We start from the raw sequence: 22,098 nt of genomic DNA, 5'->3' as shown, positions 1-22,098 counted from the left end.
CACCACCACACCCATCAGTGGCCCTCGCGCGCCCAACCCTGGACACAGTCATCCACTTTTCGTAAACTCGATCCACATAAGTGAACGAGCCGAAGGAGACTCCAGTGTCCACGAGCATCGTCGCTCCCCCGCCCGGAAAGGCCGCCGCGCGCGGGCTGGCCGACATTCGCCCGGATCGGGAGTGGTTCCGCTGGTCAGGCCGCCATCCGGTGGGCGCCCTGCTGATCACCGCGTTCGTCGCCACCCAGATGGCGACCACCGCCGGCTACTTCATGCCGGCGATCGGGCTGCCGGAACTGCCGTGGCCGCTGCACAACGGGCACGTCGCGGCGCCGGCGACGCCCGAGGGCACGGCCGCGTCGTACTTCGCGGGACAGTTCATGCACTACTTCAACGGCATCGCGTTCGTGCTGGTGTTCGCGCTCCTCGCGTACTCGAAGCTGCCGTTCCGCGCCACGAACACCGGGAACCTGTTGAAGGCCCTCACCTTCTGCACGATCCTCGCCCTCGTCGCCGCGGGCCTGCTCGCACCGCTGATCTACCGGCCGGGCACCGGGCTCGGGTTCTTCTCGTTCGGCCACGGCTGGAAGTTCCCGTTCGCGATCCTCGTGTGGCACCTGTTCTTCGGGGTCCACATCGCCGCGCTCCACAACCCCGTGAAAGTCAGGCAGATCCAGCTCGAAGACGCCCGACAAGCCTGACCAGGAAAGGAACCTCCACTGTGGACGGCAAGATCGCCCTCGAAGAGCACTTCGCCACCGAGGACACGCTCGGCGACTCCGAGCCCTACGCTCCGCCCGCCTTGTGGCCCACCCTGCGCGCCCGCCTGCTCGACCTCGACGGTCAGCGGCTGCGCCTGATGGACGCCCACGGCATCGAGCTGATGCTGCTCTCGCTCAACTCCCCCGCCGTGCAAGGCATCCCGGACGCCGTGAAGGCCGCCGAACTCGCCCGGCGCGCCAACGACACGCTCGCGGAGCACGTCGCCGCGCGGCCCGACCGGTTCCGCGGGTTCGCCGCGCTGCCCCTGCAGGACCCGGACCTCGCGACGGCCGAGCTGCGCCGCGCGGTCACCGAGCTCGGGTTCGTCGGCGCGCTCGTGAACAGCTTCACCGAGCTCGACGACGCCGGCACCATCACCTACTACGACACCCCCGAGTACGACCCGTTCTGGGCCGAGGTCGCGCGCCTGGGCGTGCCGTTCTACCTGCACCCGCGCAACCCGCTGCCGCAGGACGCGCGTGTGTACGCCGGACACGAGTGGCTGCTCGGGCCGGCCTGGGCGTTCGGCCAGCAGACGGCCGTGCACGCGCTGCGACTGGCCGCGTCGGGCCTGTTCGACCGGCACCCGGGTGTGAACGTGATCCTCGGCCACCTCGGCGAAGGCCTGCCCTACTCCCTTTGGCGCATCGACCACCACAACAAATGGACCAACGCCGCACTTCCCTATGCTGCCGAACGGCCCATCACCGATTACTTCACCGAGCACTTCTACGTGACCACATCCGGCAATTTCCGCACCCCGACACTGCTCGCCGCGATGTCCGAATTGAGCGCCGATCGAGTGTTGTTCTCCACCGACTGGCCGTTCGAAAATATCGACCACGCGGCCGACTGGTTCGACTCAGCTCCGCTCAACGAACCTGACCGCCGCAAGATCGGCCGGGACAACGCCCGCACCCTGTTCCGCCTCCCCTAAAGCAAGAGGACAGTTAACTCAAGGCAAGAACCCGATTTAACTCGGACAATCCACGCGCGCGACTTGTTCCGTCCGAATCCCGTTGCCCCGCAGTTCACCCGGCGAGTGTTCGAGATTAATTTACCGTCCCTAAGTTCCTGACGCACGTTTGACGACGAAAGCAAAGGGACCATGGACACACCTCTGGCAGTCCGGGCTCGGGGAATCACCAAAAGTTTCGGCGAAGTGGTCGCGCTCGACGAAATCGATCTCGACGTCGCCCAAGGACAGATCCACGGCGTGGCCGGGCCGAACGGCGCGGGCAAAACCACCCTGCTGGGACTGCTGCTGGGCCTCGCCGTGGCGGACGAGGGCCGCCTGGAGATCCTGGACTCGCCCGTCGGGCGGACCCTGGACGCTCCGGGCGGCGTCGCCGGGTTCGTCGACGGCCCCGGCCTCTACCCCTCGCTCACCGCGCGCAAGAACCTCGCCGCGCTGGCCACCCTGCGTGGTGGCGACACCCGCGCCGCGGACATCGACGACGCCCTCGCGCAGGTCGGGCTCACCGACGTGGCCGACGACCGCGTGCGCGGCTTCTCCCTCGGCATGCGCCAGCGCCTCGGCCTCGCCGCCGCCCTGCTGACCCGGCCGCGGCTGCTCGTGCTCGACGAGCCGTCCAACGGCCTCGACCCGGCCGGCAAGAAGCACGTGCACGGGGTCCTCAAGCGGCTCGCCTCCGAAGGCGCCACCGTGGTGCTCTCGAGCCACCGCATGGACGACCTCGAAGCGCTCTGCTCGGAGGTCACGATCATCGCGACCGGCCGCGTGGTGTTCACCGGCCCGCTGGGCAAGCTCTCGTCGGAGAGCCAGGAGCTCGACTACCGGCTCCTGACCTCCGACCGCGAAACCGCCCGCGCGCTCGCGCTCGAGACCCCCGGCGTCCACCTCGGCGATGAGTCCGGAAAGGACAGTGGCCTGCTCGTGGTGCGCGCCCTCGTGCCCGCGCTCGACGACCTCGTGGTGCGCCTCGTGCACGCCGGCGTGGCCCTGCGCGAGCTCGCGCCCGTGGTGTCGCCGCTGGAAGCCGCGTTCCTGGCCCTGACCGAAACCGAATCCGACGCGGCGCCCGAACACCCGTCCCAGCAGCAGGAGTCCGCCCGATGACCGCGACCCTCACCGAACCGGGCACGCCCGGGACGCCGGGAGCACCCGAAGCCGCCGTCCGCCCCGCCTCGGTGGCCCGCGGCTACCGCTTCGAGCTCGTGAAGCTCGTGTCCCAGTGGCGGATCCGCCTGCTCGTGCTCGCGTGCTGGATCGCCCCGGCGCTGTTCGTCGCCGTGGTGAGCCAGCAGAGCGACCTGCCCGTGGACACGGTCTTCGGCCGCTGGATGAACGCCACCGGCTGGGCCGGCTCGCTCGTGATGCTCGGCTTCGCCGGCAGCTACGCGCTCCCGCTGCTCACCTCGGTGGTCGCCGGCGACGTGTTCGCCTCCGAAGACCGGCTCGGCACCTGGCGCCACCTGCTGGTGGCCGTGCGGTCCTACCGGCGGATCTTCGCGGCGAAGGTGCTGGCCAGCCTCACGGTGATCCTCGTGCTCGTGGCCGGCCTGGCCGTGTCCAGCGTGGTCGGCGGCGTGCTCGGCGCCGGCGACAACCAGCTCGTCGGCCTCGACGGGCACCTGCTCTCGCCCGGCGCCGCCGCCGGTCAGGTGCTGCTCGCGTGGGTGGTCGCGCTCGCGCCGACGCTGGCGCTGGCCGCGGTCGGGCTGCTCGGGTCCGTCGCGCTCGGCCGCTCGCCGATGGGCCTGCTGCTGCCCGCCCTCGTCGCGCTCGCGATGGCGGTCGCCCAGCTGCTGCCGCTGCCCGTGGCGCTTCGCTTCGCGCTGCCGACCTACGCGTTCATCTCGTGGGAAGGGCTCTTCACCAGCCCCGCGCAGACCGGACCGGTGCTGATCAGCGTCGCGGTCTGTCTGGTGTGGACGGTCGTGGCCACCGCGCTCGCGTACTTCCTGTTCCTGCGCCGCGACTTCACCAACCTGAGCTACGACGGCTCGGCCCGCCGCACGATCACCGTCGGCGCGCTGCCGCTGGTGGGTCTCATCGTGGTCGCGTTCGCGGTGCTCGCCGCGGCCACGCCCTCGCTCGGTTCCGGCGTCACGCAGGACAAGGTGCAGCGCTCGCTGTCGGTCGCGTTCGCCCACCTCTACCGCCTGCAGACCGACGAACTGCACCGCCCCGCCGTGACCGAAGCCCAGCTCGACGTGACGTCGGCCTGCACCAAGGGCGGTGACCTGGTGCCCCAGGAGGGCCCGGGCAACGACTGGCGGTGCGTCGTCACCTGGCACCTCCCCGACGTCGCCACGACTGGTCAGGCCATCTACCAGCTCGACGTCACCTCCGACGGGCGGTACGTCGCCGACGGCGACGGACCGAAGGAAGTGAACGGCTACTTCCAGGTGCGGACCCCGATCGGGGACCAACCCAACCCGATGTGGCAGTTCGACGGCAACGTCGAACTGCTGTGACCACCCCACCCCGAAGGGAAAACTCAATGCAGGTAACACGCCGCCGCAGGCGTGTCGAGAGAGCCACCGGTACCGGCAGATCCCGCAAGATCCGCCTCGCCACCGCCGGCACGGCCACTCTCGCACTTGTGGTGACCGGCACCGGCATCGGTACCGCTTCGACACAGGAGTTCGGCAAGCAGCACGTCGGACAGAACACCAAGGACGGGCTGGTCGTCTCCAGCGACCAGTACCTCGACCCGATCGGCGACCGGCTGGTCGTGAACGACGGCAAGATCATGGCGTCGAAGATCAGCCCGGACGGCACGCACCTCGCCGCGCTGACCACCGACGGCGACTCCGCGCTGACGATCGTGGACCTCAAGAGCTACAAGGTCCAGCAGCTGATCGGCACCTCGGCGAAGGTGAACCTCAAGATCGCCGGCAGCGACGTCGGCCAGGAAGGCCCGTCGTACTCCCCCGACGGCAAGTTCCTGTGGCTCGCCCAGACCGACGGCTACACCAAGTTCTCGGTGAACGCCGACGGTTCGCTCGCCAACCCCGTCTCCGTCAAGATCCCCGCCGACGGACCCAAGCACGCCCTGGTCGCCCAGGCGGTGTTCTCGCCCGACGGTGCCGTGGTCTACGCCGCCGTGAACGGCCAGAACCGCGTGGTCGCCATCAACGCGTCGACCGGCGCCGTGCAGCAGAGCTGGAACACCGGCATCGCGCCGCGCGACCTCGTGCTCGTGGGCAAGAAGCTCTACGTGAGCAACGAGGGCGGCCGCATGCCGCTCCCGGGTGAGACCACGATCAACTCGTACAACACCCAGGTACCGGCCAACCCGTTCACGGGCGCCTCCACCACCGGCACGGTCTCGGTGATCAACACCGCGAAGCCGGCCGCCGCCGTGGGCACCATCAACGTCGGGCTGCACCCGACCGCGGTGTACACGAGCAACGGCACGGTGTTCGTGGCGAACACCTCCAGCAACACCGTGTCCGTGATCGACTCGGGCAAGGACAAGGTCACCCAGACCATCGCGACCCAGCCGTGGCCCGAGGCCTCGGTCGGGTACGAGCCCGACGGCATCACGCTCACCAAGGACGGGCACCTGCTGGTGACCCTGGGCCGCGCCAACGCGATCGCCGTCTACAAGTACTCCAGCCCCAAGGAGCCGGCCGGCTACATCGGCCTGCTGCCCACGGACTACTTCCCGACCGCGATCGCCACGGTGGGCAAGGACATCGTGGTGTCCAACACCCGCGGCATCGACGCCCAGCGCCCGACCACGGCCGCCGGGCACGGCACGCACGACACGACGTCCAGCGTGCAGCGCTTCCAGCTGCCCGACGACCGGACGATCAAGTCGTACACGCCGAAGGTGTTCAAGCAGAACGGCTGGACGGACAAGTCCGTCGTCGTGTCGAACGGCAAGAACAAGCAGCCGGTTCCCGTGCCCGCTCGCATCGGCGACCCGTCGCCGATCAAGCACGTGTTCCTGCTCGTGAAGGAGAACCGGACCTACGACCAGGTCTTCGGTGACATCCCCCAGGGCAACGGCGACGCCGCCCTGGCGCAGTTCGGCGAGAACGTGACGCCGAACCAGCACGCGCTGGCGCAGCAGTTCGGGTTGTACGACAACACGTACGACATCGGCACGAACTCCGCCGAGGGCCACAACTGGCTCATGCAGGCCGACGACCCGGAGTACACCGAGTCCTCGGCCGGCGAGTACCTGCGCAGCTACGACACCGAGGACGACGTGCTGGGCCACCAGGCCTCCGGCACGCTGTGGTCGGGTGCCGAAGCGGCGGGCAACACCGTGCGCGACTTCGGCGAGTTCCAGCAGTTCCTGACCAAGCCTTCGGGCGCTTCTTGGCAGAACCTGTACTGCGACAGCAAGAACATGGCCAACACCGGCGAGCCGAGCGCCTACCCGCTCGTGTCGTCGTCGCCGATCCCGTCGCTCAACGACGTGTCGGTGCACGGCTTCCCGAAGTTCGACACCAGCGTGCCGGACGTGTACCGGGAGCAGATCTGGCAGCAGGACTTCGAGAAGAACGGTCCCGCGAACCTGAACATGTTCTGGCTTTCCAGTGACCACACCGGTGGTCCCGCGAACGCCGCCGCGCAGGTCGCGGACAACGACCTCGCCGTGGGCAAGATCGTCGACACGATCTCGCACAGCCAGTACTGGAAGGACTCCGCGATCTTCGTGGTGGAGGACGACTCCCAGGCCGGGCTGGACCACGTCGACGGGCACCGGGCGCCGATCCAGATCATCAGCCCGTATGCCCAGCACGGTGTCGTGGACAGCACGTACTACTCGCAGATCACGATGGTCCGCACCATCGAGCAGATCCTCGGCATCCAGCCGATGAACCAGAAGGACAGTGCGGCCACCCCGATGGCGAGTGCCTTCACGGCCAAGCCGAACCTGACGCCGTACAACGCGGTGGCGAACCGCACGTCGCTCACCGGCGGCCTCGCGACCCAGCCGTCGTGTGGTCCGGACGTGGTGGCCCCGCAGTTCGCTTCGGTCCAGCCCGACACCGCGGTGCCGGCGGACAAGCAGCAGGTGGCGAACCAGTGGTCGGCGTGGCAGAAGAACCAGCGGTTCACCGGTCCCAACGCGACGGCGGACTACGCGAACCCCGAGCAGATGAACCACTTCACGTGGTACCAGACGCACGGGTTCAAGACGCCGTACCCCGGTGAGAACAAGGTGTTCACGCCGGACCAGGTGCCGGGTGCCAACATCCCGTCGGCTGATTCGGACGGCTGATTTTCGACGGTTGCTTCGAGCGGCTGCTTGGAAGGGCCGCTCTGAACGGCTGCTTTGACCGGCCGCTTTGAAGGGCTGAGTTTCTGACAGCAGAGTTGCGACAACGGGCCCCTGGCCGGCTTCACCGCCGGCCGGGGGCTTCGTCCGTTCGGGCCAGGAAACCCTGGCGATTCGGGCAGCCGGACCGCGGCGGAGGGCCGGTGCTGGTATCGGTGGAGGGGTGATCGATCCCGTCGTCAGTACTCCCTTCGGCCAGGTGCGGGGCAGCGTGCGCGAAGGCGTCACGCGGTTCCTCGGCATCCCTTACGCGGCGGCGCCGTTCGGCGAGGCGCGGTTCCGCGCGCCGACGCCGCCCGAGGCGTGGGACGGGGTGCGCGACGCGCTGGAGTTCGGGCCCACCGCGCCTTCGGTGCCGTTGCCGGGGTCGTTCCTCGCGGAGCCGGCGGTGGCGGGGCTCGGCTGCCTCAACCTCAACGTGTGGACGCCCGATCCGGGTGCGGCCGGCCTGCCGGTGCTGGTGTGGCTGCACGGCGGGGCGAACGTGACCGGTTCGTCGGCCATGCCGATCTACGACGGCGCGGCCTTCGCGCGGCGCGGGGTCGTGTTCGTGTCGGTGAACTACCGGCTCGGTGCGGAAGGCTTCGCACTGCTGCCGGACGCGGTCGCGAACCGCGCGCTGCTCGACCAGATCGCGGCGCTGGAGTGGGTCCGGGACGCGATTTCGGCGTTCGGTGGTGATCCGGGCGCCGTGACGTTGTTCGGCACGTCGGCGGGCGCGGGCTCCACGCTCGCGCACGTGGGGATGAACCGCGGTCTCGCGCGGCGGGCGATCGTGCAGAGCGCGAACGCGCGCGCGGCGCTCACCGCGGCCGATGCGTCGCTGGTCACCGGCGAGCTCGCGCGGGCGGCCGGGGTGACGCCGACGGCGGCGGGTTTCGCGGCGGTGGCGCCGGAACGGCTCGCCGCGCTGTCGACCGCGGTCGTCGGGGATCTCACGGCGGATCTCGATCCCGCTCGCTGGGGTGCGTCGACGGTGGCGGCCGCGCAGCCGTTCCTGCCCGTGGTCGACGGTGCGGTGCTGCGGGAGGCGCCGTTCGAATCGGTGCTGCGGGGTGGTGACGTCGACCTGCTGATCGGGACCAACGCCGACGAGTTGCTGGCACTGGCGGCGGCTTCGCTGCCGGCCGGGGTGTCGCACGCGGACGTGGCGGCGTTGCTCGGGCAGCTGGGGCTTACGGCCGGGCCGGTGCGTGAGGGGGCGACGCCGGTCGAGCACTACGCCGACGTGTTGACGGAGCTGCTTTTCCGTGAGCCGGTGGCGGAGATCGCCCGGGCGCGCCCGGCGTTCGTGTACGAGTTCGCGTGGCCTTCGCCGCTGCCCGGGGTCGGTGCGGCGCACGGGATCGAGCTGGGGTTCGTGTTCGGCAACCTCGGACTGTCCGGTTTGGAGGGCCCGACGCCGCCGCGTGAGCTGGCCGGCCGCGTGCAGTCGGCGTGGGTTTCGTTCGCGGCGACCGGGGATCCGGGGTGGCCGCGGTACGGCTCGGACCACGGGGTGTTCGTGTTCCGGGCCTGACGGCCCCTGAAATTTCACGTGTTCTGGTGAGTTCGGCGCGCCGTTACTGTCGGGTGCATGTCCGGCGCCGTGTTGCTCGCCGTCGACGAGAACGCGGGTGCGCTGCGTGACGTCGAGCGGGAATTGCGCGAGCGCTACGCGCGCCACTACCGGATCGTGTGCCTTGCGTCGGCGGAAAAAGCCTTGGCACTGCTCGCCGCGTGTGGTGAAGACGTGGCGCTCGTGCTGGCGGGGCAGTCGCTTTCCGGCATGACGGGCGGTGAGTTCCTGGCCCGGACGCGGCGGCTGCACCCGCACGCGAAACGCGGCCTGCTCATCGCGTGGGGCGAATGGGGCAACCGGGCCACGGGCGAGGCGATCTTCGACGCGATCGCGCGCGGCCACATCGACCACTACGTGCTGCGTCCGCTGGCCGCGCCGGACGAGGTCTTCCACCACGCGATCTCCAACCTGCTGCTCGAATGGGCCGAACTGCGGCGTACCTCGCCGAACACGATCCGGATCGTCGGGCAGTCGTGGTCCGGCCGCGCGTACGAGCTGCGCGAAGTGCTCGGACGGTGCGCGATCCCGCATTCGTTCGCGCTGGCGGATTCGGTCGAGGGCCGCGCGCGCATCGCCGAAGCGGGGCCGGGCGAGCTGCCGATCGTGGTGTTCCCCGACGGCACGGTGCTGCGCAACCCGACCAACGCCGACATCGCCGTGGCCTCGGGCGCGCCCGTGAACCCGGAACGCATGGAGTTCGACCTGGTGATCGTCGGCGCCGGCCCGGCCGGGCTGTCGGCAGCCATGTACGGCGCTTCGGAGGGCTTCGGCACGCTCGTGGTCGACGAAGGCGGCCTCGGCGGCCAGGCGACGTCCAGCTCCCTGATCCGCAACTACCTCGGCTTCCCCCGCGGTGTGAGCGGCCGGCGGCTGGCGCAGCAGGCATACGACCAGGCGTGGGTGTTCGGGGCGAAGTTCGTGTTCATGCAGAGGGCGATCGAGCTCCGCCGGGCCGGCGAACTGGTGCTCACGCTGTCGGACGGCGTTCGCGTGCGGTCGCGCGCCGTGCTGCTCACGCTGGGCGCCACCTACCACCGGCTGGGCGTGCCCACCCTCGAAGCCCTGAGCGGCGCTGGCGTCTACTACGGCGGCCCGGCTTCCGAGGCCCCCGGCGTCGTCGGCCGCGAGGTCTACGTGGTCGGCGGCGGGAACTCGGCCGGACAGGCCGCACTGCACCTGGCCCGCTTCGCCGACCGGGTGACGCTGGTGGTGCGCGGCCCGTCCCTCGACGGCGGCATGTCGCACTACCTGGCCCGCGAAATCGAGGCCACGCCCCGGCTTCGCGTGCTCGTGGCCACGGAGATCGTCGACGGTGGCGGTGACGGCTGGCTGGACCACCTCGTGCTGCGCGACCGCGGCACTGGGCGCTCCGGGGCTGAGGCGGCTGACGCGTTGTTCGTGATGATCGGAGCGGATCCGCACACGGAGTGGCTGCCGGATGGGGTGCAGCGGGATGAGCGCGGGTTCATTCTGACGGGTTCGGATCTGCGGGGCGGGCCGTTGGGCCGGGAGCCGTTGCCGCTGGAGACGAGCCTGCCGGGGGTGTTCGCGGCGGGGGATGTGCGGAGTGGCTCGGTGAAACGGGTCGCGTCGGCGGTGGGCGAGGGATCGGTGGCGATTCAGGTGCTGCACCGGATGTTCGCGGCTGAGGAGCTGCAGCCGAGGGGGAGGCCGGTGGAACCGGTGGAGGCTGAGGAGTCTGTTGGGTGGTGACCGGCTTGGGTCGGTGAGAACGTTGGCAGCGTTGGGTTTCTGGCGGGTGTCGGGTCGGAATCGCGCTTGGGGTGCTGCTGTGGGGGTCTTGTCGTGTTGTGAACTGTTCCGGCTAGCTCTGGGTTGAGTACTCGTTGCCCTCGGGGTCGGCTGCGGCGGCAAGTGCGCCTGGGAGGCGGAGGGCGGGCCTTACGCGGTTGGGGCCGTGTTTGGAGTCTTTGGAGAGCAGGAACTCAATCGCCGGGCCGCGGCCTGAGGCACTACGCAGGCCGGTGATCTGGGGGTGAGCCGAGGTGACCGGCCAGCCGATGAGCACCGACCAGAAGGCGGCTAGTGCCCCGGGATCGCGGGAGTCCACGACGAGGGCCGCAAGCGCGCCGGTGGTGGCGTATTCGGGGCGGGGTTCGAGAACGCAGAACTCGTTACCCTCGGGATCGGCCAGGACAACCCAGGGGACGTCGCCTTGGCCGAGATCGAGGGGGCGCGCGCCGAGGTTTTGGGCGTGGGCCACGATCTCACGCTGGTTGGCCGGGGTGTGGCTGGCGAGGTCGAGGTGCAGTCGGTTCTTGTGGCTCTTGGCGGCTGTTTCACGGACGAAGTAGAGGCCGAACTCGCAGCCGTCTTCGGCAGTCGGCTGGACGCTCGCGCCGCTCTGGCGCCAGCCGAGCAACGCGGCCCAGAATTCGGCGAGCTCTTCGGGCCGCGCTGCGTCGACGGTGAGGCTGACGATGGTCAAGCCACCGTCGGTGGCCCGGCCAGCGACGGTGCGGCCATCGGCGGCGCGGTTGGCATCGGATTGGCTCGCGGCAGCGCGGCCGACAGCGCGGTCAGTACCGCTGATGGCAGCGCCGGCGCTGCCATCAGCAGCGCTGTTAGCACCGGTGGTGCCAGCGCTGGTGCTGCCATCAGCAGCGCGGTTTGCACCGGTGGTGCTGTCGGCAACACTGTCGAAAGCGCGGTCAGTACCGCTGCCGCTAGCGCCGGGGCTGCCATCGGCAGCGCTGTTAGCACCGGTAACGCTGTCACCAGCCCTGCCACCGCCAGGCGTGCCAGCACCGGCAGGGCTGGCAGCCGCGCTGCCGGCATCGAGGTAACCGGCATCGGCACGGCTGCCGACAGCGCGGTCAACACTCGTGCTGCCACCGCCAGGCCGGCCACCATCGCCGTCGCCAGTCCCGTCGGCACCTGCAGGGTCGGCAGTCACACGGCCGACATTCACGTCGCGAACACCAGCACGACTGCCGACAGCGCGGTCATCACCCGTGCTGCCGCCGCCGATCCGATCGGCATCGCCGGCACCGCGATCCCCAGTCCCGTCGGCACCTGCAGGGTCGGCAGTCACACGGCCGACATTCACGTCGCGAACACCAGCACGACTGCCGACAGCGCGGTCATCACCCGTGCCGCCGCCGCCGATCTGGTTGGCATCGCCGGCACCGCGATCGCCAGTCCCGTCGGCGGCGGTGCGGCTTCCTCCGGCAACATCGCTGTGGCCGGCGCTGCCGTCGCCGGGCCTGGCGGCATCAGCTGCGCTGGCAGCCGTACGGCCGCCAGCGGAGTAGCCGGCATCGGCAGCGGCGCCGACAGCGCGGTCAACACCGGTACTGCCATCGCTAGTCCCCTTCGCAACGGCAGGACTGGCAGGCGCCCGGTCAGCATCGGTGTGGCGGTCAGCAGCGCTGCCACCGCCTGCCCCGCTCGCACCGGCAGCCGCACGGCCGGCATCGAGGTAGCCGCCATCGGCACGGCTGCCGACACCACGGTCGGCACCAGTGCCGCCATCGCCAGCCCGGCCGCCATCGCCAGCCCGACCGGCATCGCCAGTGCCATCAGCACCGGCGCTGCCGGGATTGTGCGTGGTCATGGGCCGACCGTAGTCGGGGTCACCGACAGGAACCGGGGAAGCTTCCCCACTTTCCGGTTCTAGCGGGTGGCCAGCCGTAGGAGGGCCCAGAGTTGGGCGGCGAGGTCGTGGCCGCCGGAGGTGATCACGGAGGTCGGGGCGGCGCGGCCCCAGAGCCAGAGGTAGACGTTGGCCGGGTCGCCGCTGACGAGTTCGTCGGCGGATTCCGCGTCGGAAACCGAGCAGCGCCAGGCGTCCATGGTGTCGGGGCCGGCGCGGGCGATCCAGCTGTGGCCGCCGGTTCGGAGGCCGACGGTGCCGTGGCGGGTGCCGGTGAGGCCGAGCAGGGCGAGTTTGTGGCCGAAGTACAGGGTGAGGATCTCGTCGACGCCGTCGGTGGCGAGGTCGGCGGGAACGGCCGGGTGGACGCTGCCCGCGGCGCGCTCGGCGTCGACGCGGTGGACCAGGGTTTCGTGGAGCGCGCGGCGGCGCCAGAAGCCGTAGGTGGGGTCGGCGGGCCACCAGGTGGTGGCACGCTCGGCCGGGTCGTGGGCGGCGAGCTCGGTGATCAGGGCTTCGGTGCCGCTCGTGTAGTAGTCGGCGACCGATTCGTCCTGGTACGGCACGCGCTGCCACTGCGTGGGCTTGCGCCCCTCCCGCAGCCAGCCGAGGGTGACGCGGTGGACGCTGCCGACGTGGCGCAGCAGCTCCCCCAGCGTCCAGCCCGGGGCGGTGGGCACCGGCGCCTCGGCCGACGCCGAGTGCGCCACCTCCCCCAGCACGCGCGCTTCGAGCCGCAGCGCTTCGAGCAACCGGCCGTGGTCGACCGGACCGAGCTCACGCGACATGGGCTTCGCCGGAGATGGGCAGTCCGTGGACGACGCGGCGGACCAGCTCGAGGAACAGACCGGTGGCGCGCAGCAGACCCGCGGCCGACTCGGCCGTGACCTTGCCCGTGATGCCGGCTTCGGCGGCCGCGCGCGTGGCCGAGTTGGCGGCGAAGAAGGCAGACCACTCCTGCAGCTCCGGCGCCACGGCGTCGAGCAGCACCCAGCCGCTGGCCGGACGGCCCCGGCCCCGGCGCGGCCGCCCGCGCACGGCGAGCACCGCCGCCGCGCCGCGCAGGGCCGCTAGGTAGGCGCCGATGAACCGCTCGGCGGGATCACGTTCGTTTTCGGCATCGGCCAGGCCGCGCTTGGCCTGGGCGAGCAGGGTGGCTGCCGCCGGGGGTGCCGGCGGGCGCAGCGACAGGGGCAGCTGCGGCTGCCCGGGATCCGCAGGGGACACGACCGAGACGGACATGACAACCCTCCTCCTGCTCGGGTGGGTGCCGGCAGGTGCCCGGCCGCAGGGGCGCTTCCCCCGCCCCTCGCCGGGCACCTGCCGGTGAACACTCACCGGATGTCGAACGTCTGTTCGAACGATTTCCAGAGTAACCCCCGGTGCCGTGTTCTCTCAACCCCGCCGGTGGAATCCGGGGACGTGGTGCGGGACACGGTGCCGTCGTCGTGGTTGCATAACGGCATGAGCTCCCTCGACCATCCCGCCGTCGCCAAGGTCACAGCCGCGTTGAGCGAGGCCGGCCAGCGCTCCGCCGCCGAGGGCGTGCGTGTGCTGCCGGCCGAGGTCCGCACCGCGGCGCAGGCCGCCGAAGCGCTCGGGGTCGAGGTCGGCGCCATCGCCAACAGTCTCGTGTTCCGCGCCCGCACCGCCGGCGGCGAGGAGACGGCCCTGCTCGCCCTCACCTCCGGCGCGCACCGCGCCGACCCGGCCCGCCTCGCCGCCCTGGCCGGCCTCGCCGAGGTGGGCAAGGCCGACGCCGACTTCGTGCGCGAGCACACCGGCCAGCCCATCGGCGGCGTCGCCCCGGTCGGGCACCCGCGGCCGCTGGTCACGCTTGTGGACGCGAGCCTGAGCGCGTACGACGAGGTGTGGGCCGCGGCCGGGCACCCGAAGTCGGTGTTCCCGACGACGTTCGCCGGGCTCGTCGAGCTCACCGGGGGCACCCCGGGCACGCTCGCGGCGGGAGTGGAGGATGGACAGCCGTGACCGCCATGTCCTCCGGGTGCTCCCGATACGTGCAGTTGTCCGCGGACGAGTTCCGCACACGCCTGCCCGAAGCGCTGGCCATCTACGTGAAGGCCATGCGCTACCCCGAAGGCACGGCCGAGCAACGCGCCCCGATGTGGCTCACGCACGCCCTGCGCGAAGGCTGGCGCTGCATGGCCGCCCTCGACGCCGACGACGTGCTGCTCGGCCTCGCCTACGGCTACAAGGGCCGCGCCGGGCAGTGGTGGCACGAGCAGGTGCGCCACGGCCTCACCCGCCGCTCCGGCCCCGAAGAGGCCGAGCGCTGGATGAGCGACTACTTCGAGCTCACCGAGATCCACGTGCGCCCGGAGAGCCAGGGCAAGCAGATCGGCGAAGACCTGCTGCGCCGTCTCCTCGACGGCGTGCCCAACGCCAACGTGCTGCTGTCCACCCCGGAGGGCACCAGCCGGGCGTGGAAGCTGTACCGGCGGACGGGATTCTTGGACGTGCTGCGGGACTACCAGTTCACGGGGGATCCGCGGCCGTTCGCGATTCTGGGGCGGTCGTTGCCGTTGGAGGAGAAGTAGGTTCCGGGCGTCGGTAGGCCTGATCGCGAGTGCGGTCGGGTCGGCAGTGCGTGAGCACTGAACGGGCCGCAGTGTGGCTCTGAAGTGCGCGAGGATCGCCGACGCTCTCGTCGGGCTGGCACTTCGTCAGCGACCCGTTCACGGTTCTCGGGCCGGTCGTCGCCTGCGGAGGCGTCGTAGGTTTCGGGCGCCGATCACGAGCGCTGTCGGGTCGCTACCGCCGACACCGCGTGTACCACGGGACAGGTCGCGGTGCGGCCCGCGAATGGTGTGAGGCCGCCACATCAGCGGCGACCCATTCACGATTCTCCAGCTGGTCGTCGCCACTGGAGGCGACGTAGGTACGGGCGCCGACCGCGAGCACGGCCAGGTCCGGCACCGCCGAAACGCACGGCGCACTGGACACGCCGCAATGCGGCCGTGAAGTGCGCGAGGATGGCCGGCGCTGTCGCGGGGCGGTCACTTCATCGGCGACCCGTTCACGGTTCTTGGGCCAGTCGCCTGCGGAGGCGACGTAGGTTTCGGGCGCCGACCGCGAGCGCGGCCGGGTCCGGCACCGCCGAAACGCACGACGCACTGAACAGGCCGCCGGGCAGCCCTGAAGTGCGCGAGGATCGCCGGCGCTGTCGCGGGGCGGTCACTTCATCGGCGACCCGTTCACGGTTCTTGGGCCAGTCGCCTGCGGAGGCGACGTAGGTTTCGGGCGCCGACCGCGAGCACGGCCGGGTCCGGCACCGCCGAAACGCACGGCGCACTGAACAGGCCGCCGGGCAGCCCTGAAGTGCGCGAGGATCGCCGGCGCTGTCGCGGGGCGGTCACTTCATCGGCGACCCCGTTCAAGGGGGCCGGTCGTCGCCTGCGGAGGCGACGTAGGTTCCGAGCGCCGATCACGGGAGCGGCCGGGTCCGGCACCGCCGACTTCGCACGGAGCACGGAACAGGCCGCCGGGTAGCCCATGAAATGCGCGAGGATCGCCGGCGCTGCTACGGGCCTACCGGTCCGTCGGCGACCCGTTCACGGTTCTCGGGCGAGTCGTTGCGCTGGAGGCGACGTAGGTTCGGGGCGCCGAACGCAGCGCAGCCGGGCTGGCGCCGCAGACGGCGGCAGGCCCCTGGACGGGCCGCCGTGCGGCCCGCGAAATGCGCGAGGATCACCGGCGCAGCTGCAAAGGCTGCCACTTCATCGGCGACGCGTCCGCGACTCCCGGACCAGCCGTCGCCGTGGGAATCAAGGTTCCCAGCGCCACTAGCCGATCGCCAATGCGGTCGTCCGCCGGCGTCGGCGGCGCGCAGCGCACCGGACAGGCCCTGGTGAGACCCGTCAAGTACCCGCGCGCCGCCGACAAACGACTGCGGCCGCTACCCGCTCACCGCCGATTCCCCAGCGGCCCGAACCGAACGAGGTTCCGGCCGCCAATACCCCACCACCAACGCCCCCGCCAGCAAAGCCGCACCGCACCACGCCTGAGCGCTGAGGTGTTCCCGGAGGAAGACGACGGAGAGGATCGTGGCCGTCAGGGGTTCCAGGAGGGCGGACAGGGCGCCGAGCACCGGGTGGGCCGTGGTGAGGCCCCGGAAGTACGCGGCGTAGGCGAGGGCGGTCGGCACGAGGGCGAAGTAGGCGGCGACCAGCAGGACCTCCGGGCGGGCCGGCAGGGTCATCCCCAGGGTGAGCGCGGCCGGCGTGAGCAGGAGACCGCCGGTGAGGCAGCCGTACGCGGTGGTGGCGAGGGGGTCCTCGACCGGGCGCGTGGTGAGGGTCGCGAAGCCCGCGGCGGCCGCCAGGGCGAGGAGCGTGGCGGCGGCCGACGTGCCGGCGTGGGGCTCCCAGCACAGCAGCGCGAGGCCGGCCAGGGCGCCGAGGGTCGAGAGCAGCGTCCAGGCGTGCGGGGCGCGGCGGGTTCTGATCGCCGTGGCGAGGGTGAGCATCACCGGGGCCGCGCCGATGGTGGTCATGGTCGCGGTGCCGACGGAACCCAGTGCCACGGCGGCGAAGTAGGTCGTCTGGAAGAAGGCGAACAGCGCGCCGACGACGAGGACCCGGCGCAGCGCCGCGCGGGTTCGCGGGATTCCCTTGCCGGACAAGGCGATCGCCGCGGCGCCGCCGAGCAGCAGGCGGTAGGCGGCCACGGCGAGCGGGTGCAGGCCGGCCAGCTGGCCCAGCAGCGAGCCGGCCAGGCCGCCGCTCCCCCACAGCACCCCGGCGACCACCAGCGCGACCGACCCGCGGGCGCGTTCGGACAGGACAACAGACATGGACAACGCTCCAGCGTCGAAGGATTTCGGACATCGACGACGCGGGGCGGTTTTCGTGCAGCACCGATCGGCCGCGGACCGACGGACGGTTCACGCGGCGGCGCAGACCACCCCGCTCAGAGCGCGGGCGGCGGGGTGACGAGGAAGATCCGGTGCACGACGGCGAGCCTAGGCCGCGCCGACGGTCCGGTCACCGGGTTTTCCGGAGAACGACCTGTCCGATCAGCCGGAAAACCCGGATCGAATCGACGGTGCCCCTGATCGAAACCACGAGTAGAAGCACCTAAACCCTTGGCGCAGCAGGGTTTGTTACCGATCTCTGACGCGTCGACCGAAACCGGGCGTCCCGGCGCCACAGAAGCGAATGATCACCAGGAAAGGGAAAGAAGCCTTTCCCAGGAGACATTTCCGACGACATTCCCAGGACGTATTCATGACTCGACATTCCCGTGAGCGGCGTGTTTCGGCCGCCGTGCTCGCCACCATGACCGCCGCCGCCGCGCTGGCCCTCGCCCCAGCAGCCGTAGCCGACACCGCCCAGCACGCCGTGTTCGTCCAGACGAACGACCCCACGGCCAACACCGTCGTCACCTACACCCGGGACGGCAACGGCGGCCTGCACGAGGCGGGCCGGTACCCCACCGGCGGCCGCGGCACCACGCTCGGCGGCGCGGGCCCCGACGCGTTGTCCTCGCAGGGCGCGCTCACCTACGACGCCGGCCACCAGCTGCTGTACGCCGTGAACGGCGGCAGCGACACCCTCACCGTCTTCGCGGTGTCGGGCGCCCACCTGACCCGGCTGCAGACCCTGCCGACCGGCGGAGCCGTGCCGGTGTCGGTCGGATTCGCGCACGACCGGGTCTACGTCCTCGACGCCGGCGGCGAAGGCGCGGTCACCGGCTTCCGCGTCCACGACCGGCGCCTGACGCCGATCCCCGGCTCCACCCGCGGTCTCGGGCTCGGCAACGCGCCGCTGCCGGACGCCTTGTCCGCCCCGTCGCAGGTCGCGCTCACGCCCGACGGCGCCGACCTCGTGATCACCACCAAAACCCACAACACGCTGCAGGTCTTCCCACTCGACGCCGCGGCGCGCCCCTCCGCCCGGCCGGTGGCCAACCCGTCGGCGGGGATGATCCCGTACGCCGTGGGCTTCGACCGCCGGGGCCACGTGCTCGTGACCGAGGCGACGGGCTCGGAGTCGTCCTACGCGCTCACCGCCGGCGGCAGGCTGGAGACGCTCTCGGCGGCCGTCGCGACGGGTGAGCAGGGCGCGCCGTGCTGGTCCGTGGTCGTGGGCGCCACCGTGTACACGGCCAACACCAACAGCGACAGCATCACGGCCTTCCGCATCGGCCACGACGGCGGGCTCACCCTCACCGACCCGTCGGCGATCGCGGCCACCACCGACCCCGCGCCGATCGACCTGGCGGCCACCGGCGACGGCCGGTTCCTCTACCAGCTCTCCGCCGGTGCCGGCGCGGTCGACGAGTACTCCGTGGCCCGGGACGGTTCCCTGCACCGGATCGGCAGCGTCACGGGCCTGCCCGTGTTCGACGGCAAGACGGGCCCGCAGGGTATCGCGGCGTCCTGACCGGAACGGGCCGGCGCTCCCGCACACCGCGGGGAGCGCCGGCCGCGAAACTCAGCTCAGCAGAGCCAACTGCTCCCGCAACGTGTCCAGCCCCATCCCGCCCATTTCCAATGCGCGCGTGTGGAACTGCTTGATGTCGAAGGAAGACCCCATCCGCGCCCGGGCGTCGTCGCGGGCGGCGAGCCACAGGCGTTCGCCGAGCTTGTACGCGGGGGCCTGGCCGGGCCAGCCGAGGTAGCGGTCGATCTCGTCGCGCACGTGGGCCTGGTCGGTGATGGTGCGCGTGAGCATGAACTCCAGGCCGAGCTCCGGGGTCCAGCGCGAGCCCTCGTGGAAGCCGGTGCCGCGGGGGATCTCGAGTTCCAGGTGCATGCCGAGGTCGACGACGACGCGGGCGGCACGGAAGAGCTGCTCCGAGAGCATGCCGAGCAGGTTGCCGTCGTCGGACAGGTAACCGAGCTCCTGCATGAGACGCTCGGAGTACAGGGCCCAGCCCTCGCCGTGGGCGGAGATGAAGGTCATCAGCCGCTGGTACTTGTTGAGCGACTGCGCCTGGTTCACGGCCGTGGCGATCTGCAGGTGGTGGCCCGGCGCGCCCTCGTGGTACACAGTGGACACTTCGCGCCAGGTGGTGAACTCCTCCTTGTCGGCGGGCAGCGACCACCACATGCGCCCGGGCCGGGTGAAGTCCTCGCTCGGGCCGGTGTAGTACGCGCCGACGCCGCCGCCCGGCGGGGCGATGCGGCACTCGAGGGCCATCAGCCGGTCGGGGATGTCGAAGTGCTTGCCGCGCAAGGACTTCAGGGCGTCGTCCGAAAGGGACTGCATCCAGGCCTCGAACTGCGGCCGGCCGTGGACGCGGTAGCGCGGGTCGGCGTCGAGCACGTCGGCGGCTTCGGCGACCGAAGCGCCGGGCCGGATCCGCTCGGCCACCGCGCGCATCTCGGCCTCGAGGCGGGCGAACTCGTGCCAGCCCCACTCGTAGGCCTCGCGCAGGTCCAGCTCGGCGCCGATGAAGTAGCGCGACCACAGCCGGTACACGTCCTCGCCCACGGCGTCCTTGGCCGGGGCCTTCGGGGCGAGCTCGGCGCGCAGGAAGCCGGCGAACTCGGCGAACGCCTCGTCGGCCGCGCGGGCGCCCGCCGCGAGGTCGTTCGCCAGCGCGGCGCCCGCCGTGCCCGCGTTGCCCACCAGGCCGGCGAAGAAGCTGGGCCGCTCCCCGAGGCCGGCGTAGGTCTCGCACTGCTCGGCGACCTTGCCCACCTGCCGCAGCGCCGACACGTGCCCGGCGTCGGCCGCGGTCAGCAGCGACGCGCGCATCCCCGCGAGCGCCTCGGGCACCTTGCGCAGCCGCGCGGCGATGTCGGCCCACTGCTCGGGCGTGTCCATCGGCATCAGGTCGAACACCATGCGCAGGTCCTGCACCGGGCTCGCGATCACGTTCAGCGCCGCGAGGTCGAGGCCCGCGTCGTGGATCTCCACGTCGAGGCCCACCCGCTCGGTGAACACCGCCTTCGCGACCCGCTCCCCCGCGTCGGCGGGTTCGGCCGCCTTGACGTCGGCCAGGGCCTTCGCCGCGAGCGCCGCCCGGGCCGCGTGGCCGGTGGGCGAGTAGTCGGTGAGCTGGTCGTCGTAACCGGCGACGCCGAGCATGGTGGCGGCGACCGGGTCCACGGCCGCGTAATCGTCGACGTACCGGTCGGAAATCCCGTGCACGCTGTGTTCGCTGGAAGCCATGGGCCGAACCGTACCGGCCCGGACACCCCCGGCGGTACGGACTTACGCGCGCGCCGGCACGAGCCCGAGCCGCGTCACCACCTCGCGCGTGGCTTTCGACCGGTTGAACGTGTAGAAGTGCAGATCCGGCACGCCTTCGGCGATCAGTTTCTCACCCAGTTCGGTGACGGCGTCGATCCCGGCTTCGCGGAACGCCTTCGGGTCGTCCGAAAGCGGCTCCAGCCGGTCGAGCAGCCGCTGCGACGCGGGCGCGCCGGAGAGCTTGATCGTGGTGTGCAGCGTGCGCGGCGTGGTCAGCGGCATGATGCCGGGCAGCACCAGCGCGTCGCAGCCCGCCGCGGCCACGCGGTCGCGCAGCCGCAGGAAGTCCTCGGCCTCGAAGAACAGCTGCGCGATGGCGAAATCGGCCCCGGCGCGGAACTTGCGCACGAGGTGCTTCGTGTCCGACTCGAGGTCCGGCGAGCGCGGGTGGCCGTACGGGAACGCCGACACGCCGACGCAGAAGTCGCCGAGCGAGCGGATGAGCTCCACCAGCTGCTCGGCGTATTCGAGACCTTCGGGGTGCGGCGTCCAGTCGCCGTAGACGTCGCCGGGCGGGTCGCCCCGCAGCGCGAGGATATTGCGCACGCCCACGGCGGCGTACCAGCCGATCACGTTGCGCAGCTCCGACACCGAGTGGTCGACCGCGGTCAGGTGCGCCATCGGGCAGAGCGTGGTCTCGGTGGCCACGCGGGCGATGCTGCGGATGGTGCCGTCGCGGCTCGAGCCGCCCGCGCCGTAGGTGATCGACATGTACGCCGGGTCCAGCGGTTCGAGCTCGCGCACGGCGCGCCACAGCACGGCCTCGTCGGCCTCGTCGCGGGGCGGGAAGAACTCGATGGAGAACCGGGGCCCGTCCCCCTGCAACCGCTCGATCACCGACGTCATGAACGAAAATGATAGTGGGCGAAACCGGGCGCCGGGAGCTCCGGCGCGTGGCCTTGGCCACGGGTACCGTCGGACGCGCACCCCCGAAGCTCCCTCGATGTTGAGGAGCCACCATGAGCCGCGAAGACGACACCGCCTGGGACGAAGACGTGCGAGTGGCCGTGTACCGGGCCTTCGCCACGCACGGTCGCGCGCCCACCGGCCCGGAGCTGGCCGACGCGGCGCACGGTTCGCTGGCCGTGGCCAAGCAGGCCCTGCACCGCCTCGCCGACGCCCGCCACCTGGTGCTCGACGAGTGCGAGCACGTGGTGCTGGCCCACCCGTTCGCGGCGATCCCGCTGGGCTTCGCGGTGATGGGCGAGCACACGCTGTGGTGGGGCGGCTGCGCGTGGGACTCGTTCGCGATCCCGCACCTGGTGCCCGCCGAGCCCGAGGTGCTCGTGGCCACGCGCTGCCCGTGCTGCACGGAGCCCATGGCGCTGGTCGTGGGCCGTGAAGCCGCGCCGGACGGCCCGCAGGTCGCCCACTTCCCCGTGCCCACGGCCAGGATGTGGGACGACGTGCGCCACACCTGCTCCGTGCAGCGCCTGTTCTGCGGCGAGTCCTGTGTGGACGAATGGGTCGCGCGCACCGGCCTGGCGAAGGGCACCGTGCTCGACCTGCCGGCGCTGTGGCGCCTGGCCGAGGGCTGGTACGCCGGGCGGCTGGCGCACGGTTACCGGCGCCGGGAGCCGGCCGAGGCCGCCGAGTACTTCGCCGCCGCGGGGCTGCCCGGTGAGTTCTGGACCGGCTGAGGCGAGCGTCTCGTGCGCCACATCCGGGGCA

18 protein-coding genes are annotated in these 22,098 nt (G+C 71.3%); 12 read left to right on the top strand and 6 right to left on the bottom strand.

Annotation, left to right across the window (positions count from 1 at the left end):
* The first annotated feature begins 104 nt into the window (after positions 1-104).
* From VSH64_RS00885 to VSH64_RS00855, 7 genes are all read left to right on the top strand, one after another.
* Positions 105-701 (top strand): hypothetical protein, encoded by a 597-nt coding sequence (locus VSH64_RS00885; protein WP_326569644.1) that lies wholly within the window; start codon positions 105-107, stop codon positions 699-701.
* A gap of 20 nt (positions 702-721) precedes the next feature.
* The gene (locus VSH64_RS00880; protein WP_326569643.1) at positions 722-1,699 is read left to right on the top strand and encodes an amidohydrolase family protein; all 978 of its coding nucleotides are present in this window, start codon (positions 722-724) and stop codon (positions 1,697-1,699) included.
* A gap of 171 nt (positions 1,700-1,870) precedes the next feature.
* The gene (locus VSH64_RS00875) at positions 1,871-2,842 is read left to right on the top strand and encodes an ABC transporter ATP-binding protein (protein ID WP_326569642.1); all 972 of its coding nucleotides are present in this window, start codon (positions 1,871-1,873) and stop codon (positions 2,840-2,842) included.
* On the top strand, positions 2,839-4,203 hold the full coding sequence (locus VSH64_RS00870) for an ABC transporter permease (RefSeq protein ID WP_326569641.1): 1,365 nt from the start codon (positions 2,839-2,841) through the stop codon (positions 4,201-4,203). The genes VSH64_RS00875 and VSH64_RS00870 overlap by 4 nt, the downstream gene beginning before the upstream one ends.
* Before the next feature lie 26 nt (positions 4,204-4,229).
* Positions 4,230-6,971 carry an alkaline phosphatase family protein gene (locus VSH64_RS00865; RefSeq protein ID WP_326569640.1) on the top strand — a complete coding sequence of 914 codons (2,742 nt, stop codon included), beginning with the start codon at positions 4,230-4,232 and terminating at the stop codon, positions 6,969-6,971.
* 220 nt (positions 6,972-7,191) lie between these two features.
* On the top strand, positions 7,192-8,547 hold the full coding sequence (locus VSH64_RS00860) for a carboxylesterase/lipase family protein (RefSeq protein WP_326569639.1): 1,356 nt from the start codon (positions 7,192-7,194) through the stop codon (positions 8,545-8,547).
* A 57-nt stretch (positions 8,548-8,604) separates the two neighbouring features.
* A complete protein-coding gene (locus VSH64_RS00855) occupies positions 8,605-10,302 on the top strand; it encodes an FAD-dependent oxidoreductase (protein ID WP_326569638.1) in 1,698 nt (565 codons plus the stop codon).
* A gap of 112 nt (positions 10,303-10,414) precedes the next feature.
* On the opposite strand, the gene VSH64_RS00850 is transcribed toward VSH64_RS00855, so the two are convergent.
* Positions 10,415-11,038, bottom strand: coding sequence for a VOC family protein (locus VSH64_RS00850; RefSeq protein WP_326569637.1), 624 nt, complete (start codon positions 11,036-11,038; stop codon positions 10,415-10,417).
* A 60-nt stretch (positions 11,039-11,098) separates the two neighbouring features.
* Between VSH64_RS00850 and VSH64_RS00845 the strand changes: the two genes are divergently transcribed.
* Complete coding sequence (locus VSH64_RS00845) at positions 11,099-12,229, top strand: hypothetical protein (protein WP_326569636.1); 1,131 nt, start codon at positions 11,099-11,101, stop codon at positions 12,227-12,229.
* Here VSH64_RS00845 and VSH64_RS00840 read toward each other — a convergent pair.
* Together VSH64_RS00840 and VSH64_RS00835 are read right to left on the bottom strand one after the other, a co-directional pair.
* On the bottom strand, positions 12,226-12,993 hold the full coding sequence (locus VSH64_RS00840; protein WP_326569635.1) for a maleylpyruvate isomerase family mycothiol-dependent enzyme: 768 nt from the start codon (positions 12,991-12,993) through the stop codon (positions 12,226-12,228). The two genes, VSH64_RS00845 and VSH64_RS00840, sit on opposite strands and share 4 nt — an antisense overlap.
* A complete protein-coding gene (locus VSH64_RS00835) occupies positions 12,983-13,447 on the bottom strand; it encodes an SAV_6107 family HEPN domain-containing protein (RefSeq protein WP_326569634.1) in 465 nt (154 codons plus the stop codon). The genes VSH64_RS00840 and VSH64_RS00835 overlap by 11 nt, the downstream gene beginning before the upstream one ends.
* A 222-nt stretch (positions 13,448-13,669) precedes the next feature.
* On the opposite strand from VSH64_RS00835, the gene VSH64_RS00830 reads away from it, so the two are divergent.
* Both VSH64_RS00830 and VSH64_RS00825 read left to right on the top strand, forming a co-directional pair.
* The gene (locus VSH64_RS00830) at positions 13,670-14,194 is read left to right on the top strand and encodes a YbaK/EbsC family protein (RefSeq protein ID WP_326569633.1); all 525 of its coding nucleotides are present in this window, start codon (positions 13,670-13,672) and stop codon (positions 14,192-14,194) included.
* A complete protein-coding gene (locus tag VSH64_RS00825; RefSeq protein WP_326569632.1) occupies positions 14,191-14,763 on the top strand; it encodes a GNAT family N-acetyltransferase in 573 nt (190 codons plus the stop codon). Before VSH64_RS00830 ends, VSH64_RS00825 begins: the two co-directional genes overlap by 4 nt.
* Before the next feature lie 1,358 nt (positions 14,764-16,121).
* Here VSH64_RS00825 and VSH64_RS00820 read toward each other — a convergent pair.
* Positions 16,122-17,018, bottom strand: a complete 897-nt coding sequence (locus VSH64_RS00820) for a DMT family transporter (protein WP_326569631.1) — start codon at positions 17,016-17,018, stop codon at positions 16,122-16,124.
* Between the two features lie 433 nt (positions 17,019-17,451).
* Here VSH64_RS00820 and VSH64_RS00815 point away from each other — a divergent pair, with 433 nt between their 5' ends.
* Entirely contained in the window at positions 17,452-18,609 is a 1,158-nt protein-coding gene (locus VSH64_RS00815) for a lactonase family protein (RefSeq protein WP_326569630.1), read from the top strand.
* Between the two features lie 51 nt (positions 18,610-18,660).
* Here the strand turns inward: VSH64_RS00815 and VSH64_RS00810 are convergent, their stop codons facing one another.
* Together VSH64_RS00810 and VSH64_RS00805 are read right to left on the bottom strand one after the other, a co-directional pair.
* Positions 18,661-20,346 (bottom strand): DUF885 domain-containing protein, encoded by a 1,686-nt coding sequence (locus VSH64_RS00810; protein ID WP_326569629.1) that lies wholly within the window; start codon positions 20,344-20,346, stop codon positions 18,661-18,663.
* 42 nt (positions 20,347-20,388) lie between these two features.
* On the bottom strand, positions 20,389-21,273 hold the full coding sequence (locus VSH64_RS00805; RefSeq protein ID WP_326569628.1) for a methylenetetrahydrofolate reductase: 885 nt from the start codon (positions 21,271-21,273) through the stop codon (positions 20,389-20,391).
* A gap of 113 nt (positions 21,274-21,386) precedes the next feature.
* Here VSH64_RS00805 and merB point away from each other — a divergent pair, with 113 nt between their 5' ends.
* Positions 21,387-22,067, top strand: coding sequence for an organomercurial lyase (gene merB / locus VSH64_RS00800; RefSeq protein ID WP_326569627.1), 681 nt, complete (start codon positions 21,387-21,389; stop codon positions 22,065-22,067).
* Positions 22,068-22,098: the final 31 nt, after the last annotated feature.

It is taken from the genome of Amycolatopsis rhabdoformis, from assembly GCF_035918295.1.
Taxonomy (GTDB): Bacteria; Actinomycetota; Actinomycetes; order Mycobacteriales; family Pseudonocardiaceae; genus Amycolatopsis; species Amycolatopsis rhabdoformis.
The sequence above is the reverse complement of the archived record's forward strand: the minus strand, read 5'-3'. Positions and strand labels throughout refer to the sequence as shown.

What these genes read in the sequence shown, in the direction of transcription:
- VSH64_RS00875 (WP_326569642.1), top strand. Translation starts at nt 1,871, where the DNA reads ATGGACACACCTCTGGCAGTCCGGGCTCGGGGAATCACCAAAAGTTTC.
- VSH64_RS00870 (WP_326569641.1), top strand. Translation starts at nt 2,839, where the DNA reads ATGACCGCGACCCTCACCGAACCGGGCACGCCCGGGACGCCGGGAGCA.
- VSH64_RS00865 (WP_326569640.1), top strand. Translation starts at nt 4,230, where the DNA reads ATGCAGGTAACACGCCGCCGCAGGCGTGTCGAGAGAGCCACCGGTACC.
- VSH64_RS00855 (WP_326569638.1), top strand. Translation starts at nt 8,605, where the DNA reads ATGTCCGGCGCCGTGTTGCTCGCCGTCGACGAGAACGCGGGTGCGCTG.
- VSH64_RS00840 (WP_326569635.1), bottom strand. Translation starts at nt 12,993, where the DNA reads ATGTCGCGTGAGCTCGGTCCGGTCGACCACGGCCGGTTGCTCGAAGCG.
- VSH64_RS00835 (WP_326569634.1), bottom strand. Translation starts at nt 13,447, where the DNA reads ATGTCCGTCTCGGTCGTGTCCCCTGCGGATCCCGGGCAGCCGCAGCTG.
- VSH64_RS00830 (WP_326569633.1), top strand. Translation starts at nt 13,670, where the DNA reads ATGAGCTCCCTCGACCATCCCGCCGTCGCCAAGGTCACAGCCGCGTTG.
- VSH64_RS00820 (WP_326569631.1), bottom strand. Translation starts at nt 17,018, where the DNA reads ATGTCTGTTGTCCTGTCCGAACGCGCCCGCGGGTCGGTCGCGCTGGTG.
- VSH64_RS00815 (WP_326569630.1), top strand. Translation starts at nt 17,452, where the DNA reads ATGACTCGACATTCCCGTGAGCGGCGTGTTTCGGCCGCCGTGCTCGCC.
- VSH64_RS00810 (WP_326569629.1), bottom strand. Translation starts at nt 20,346, where the DNA reads ATGGCTTCCAGCGAACACAGCGTGCACGGGATTTCCGACCGGTACGTC.
- VSH64_RS00805 (WP_326569628.1), bottom strand. Translation starts at nt 21,273, where the DNA reads ATGACGTCGGTGATCGAGCGGTTGCAGGGGGACGGGCCCCGGTTCTCC.
- merB (WP_326569627.1), top strand. Translation starts at nt 21,387, where the DNA reads ATGAGCCGCGAAGACGACACCGCCTGGGACGAAGACGTGCGAGTGGCC.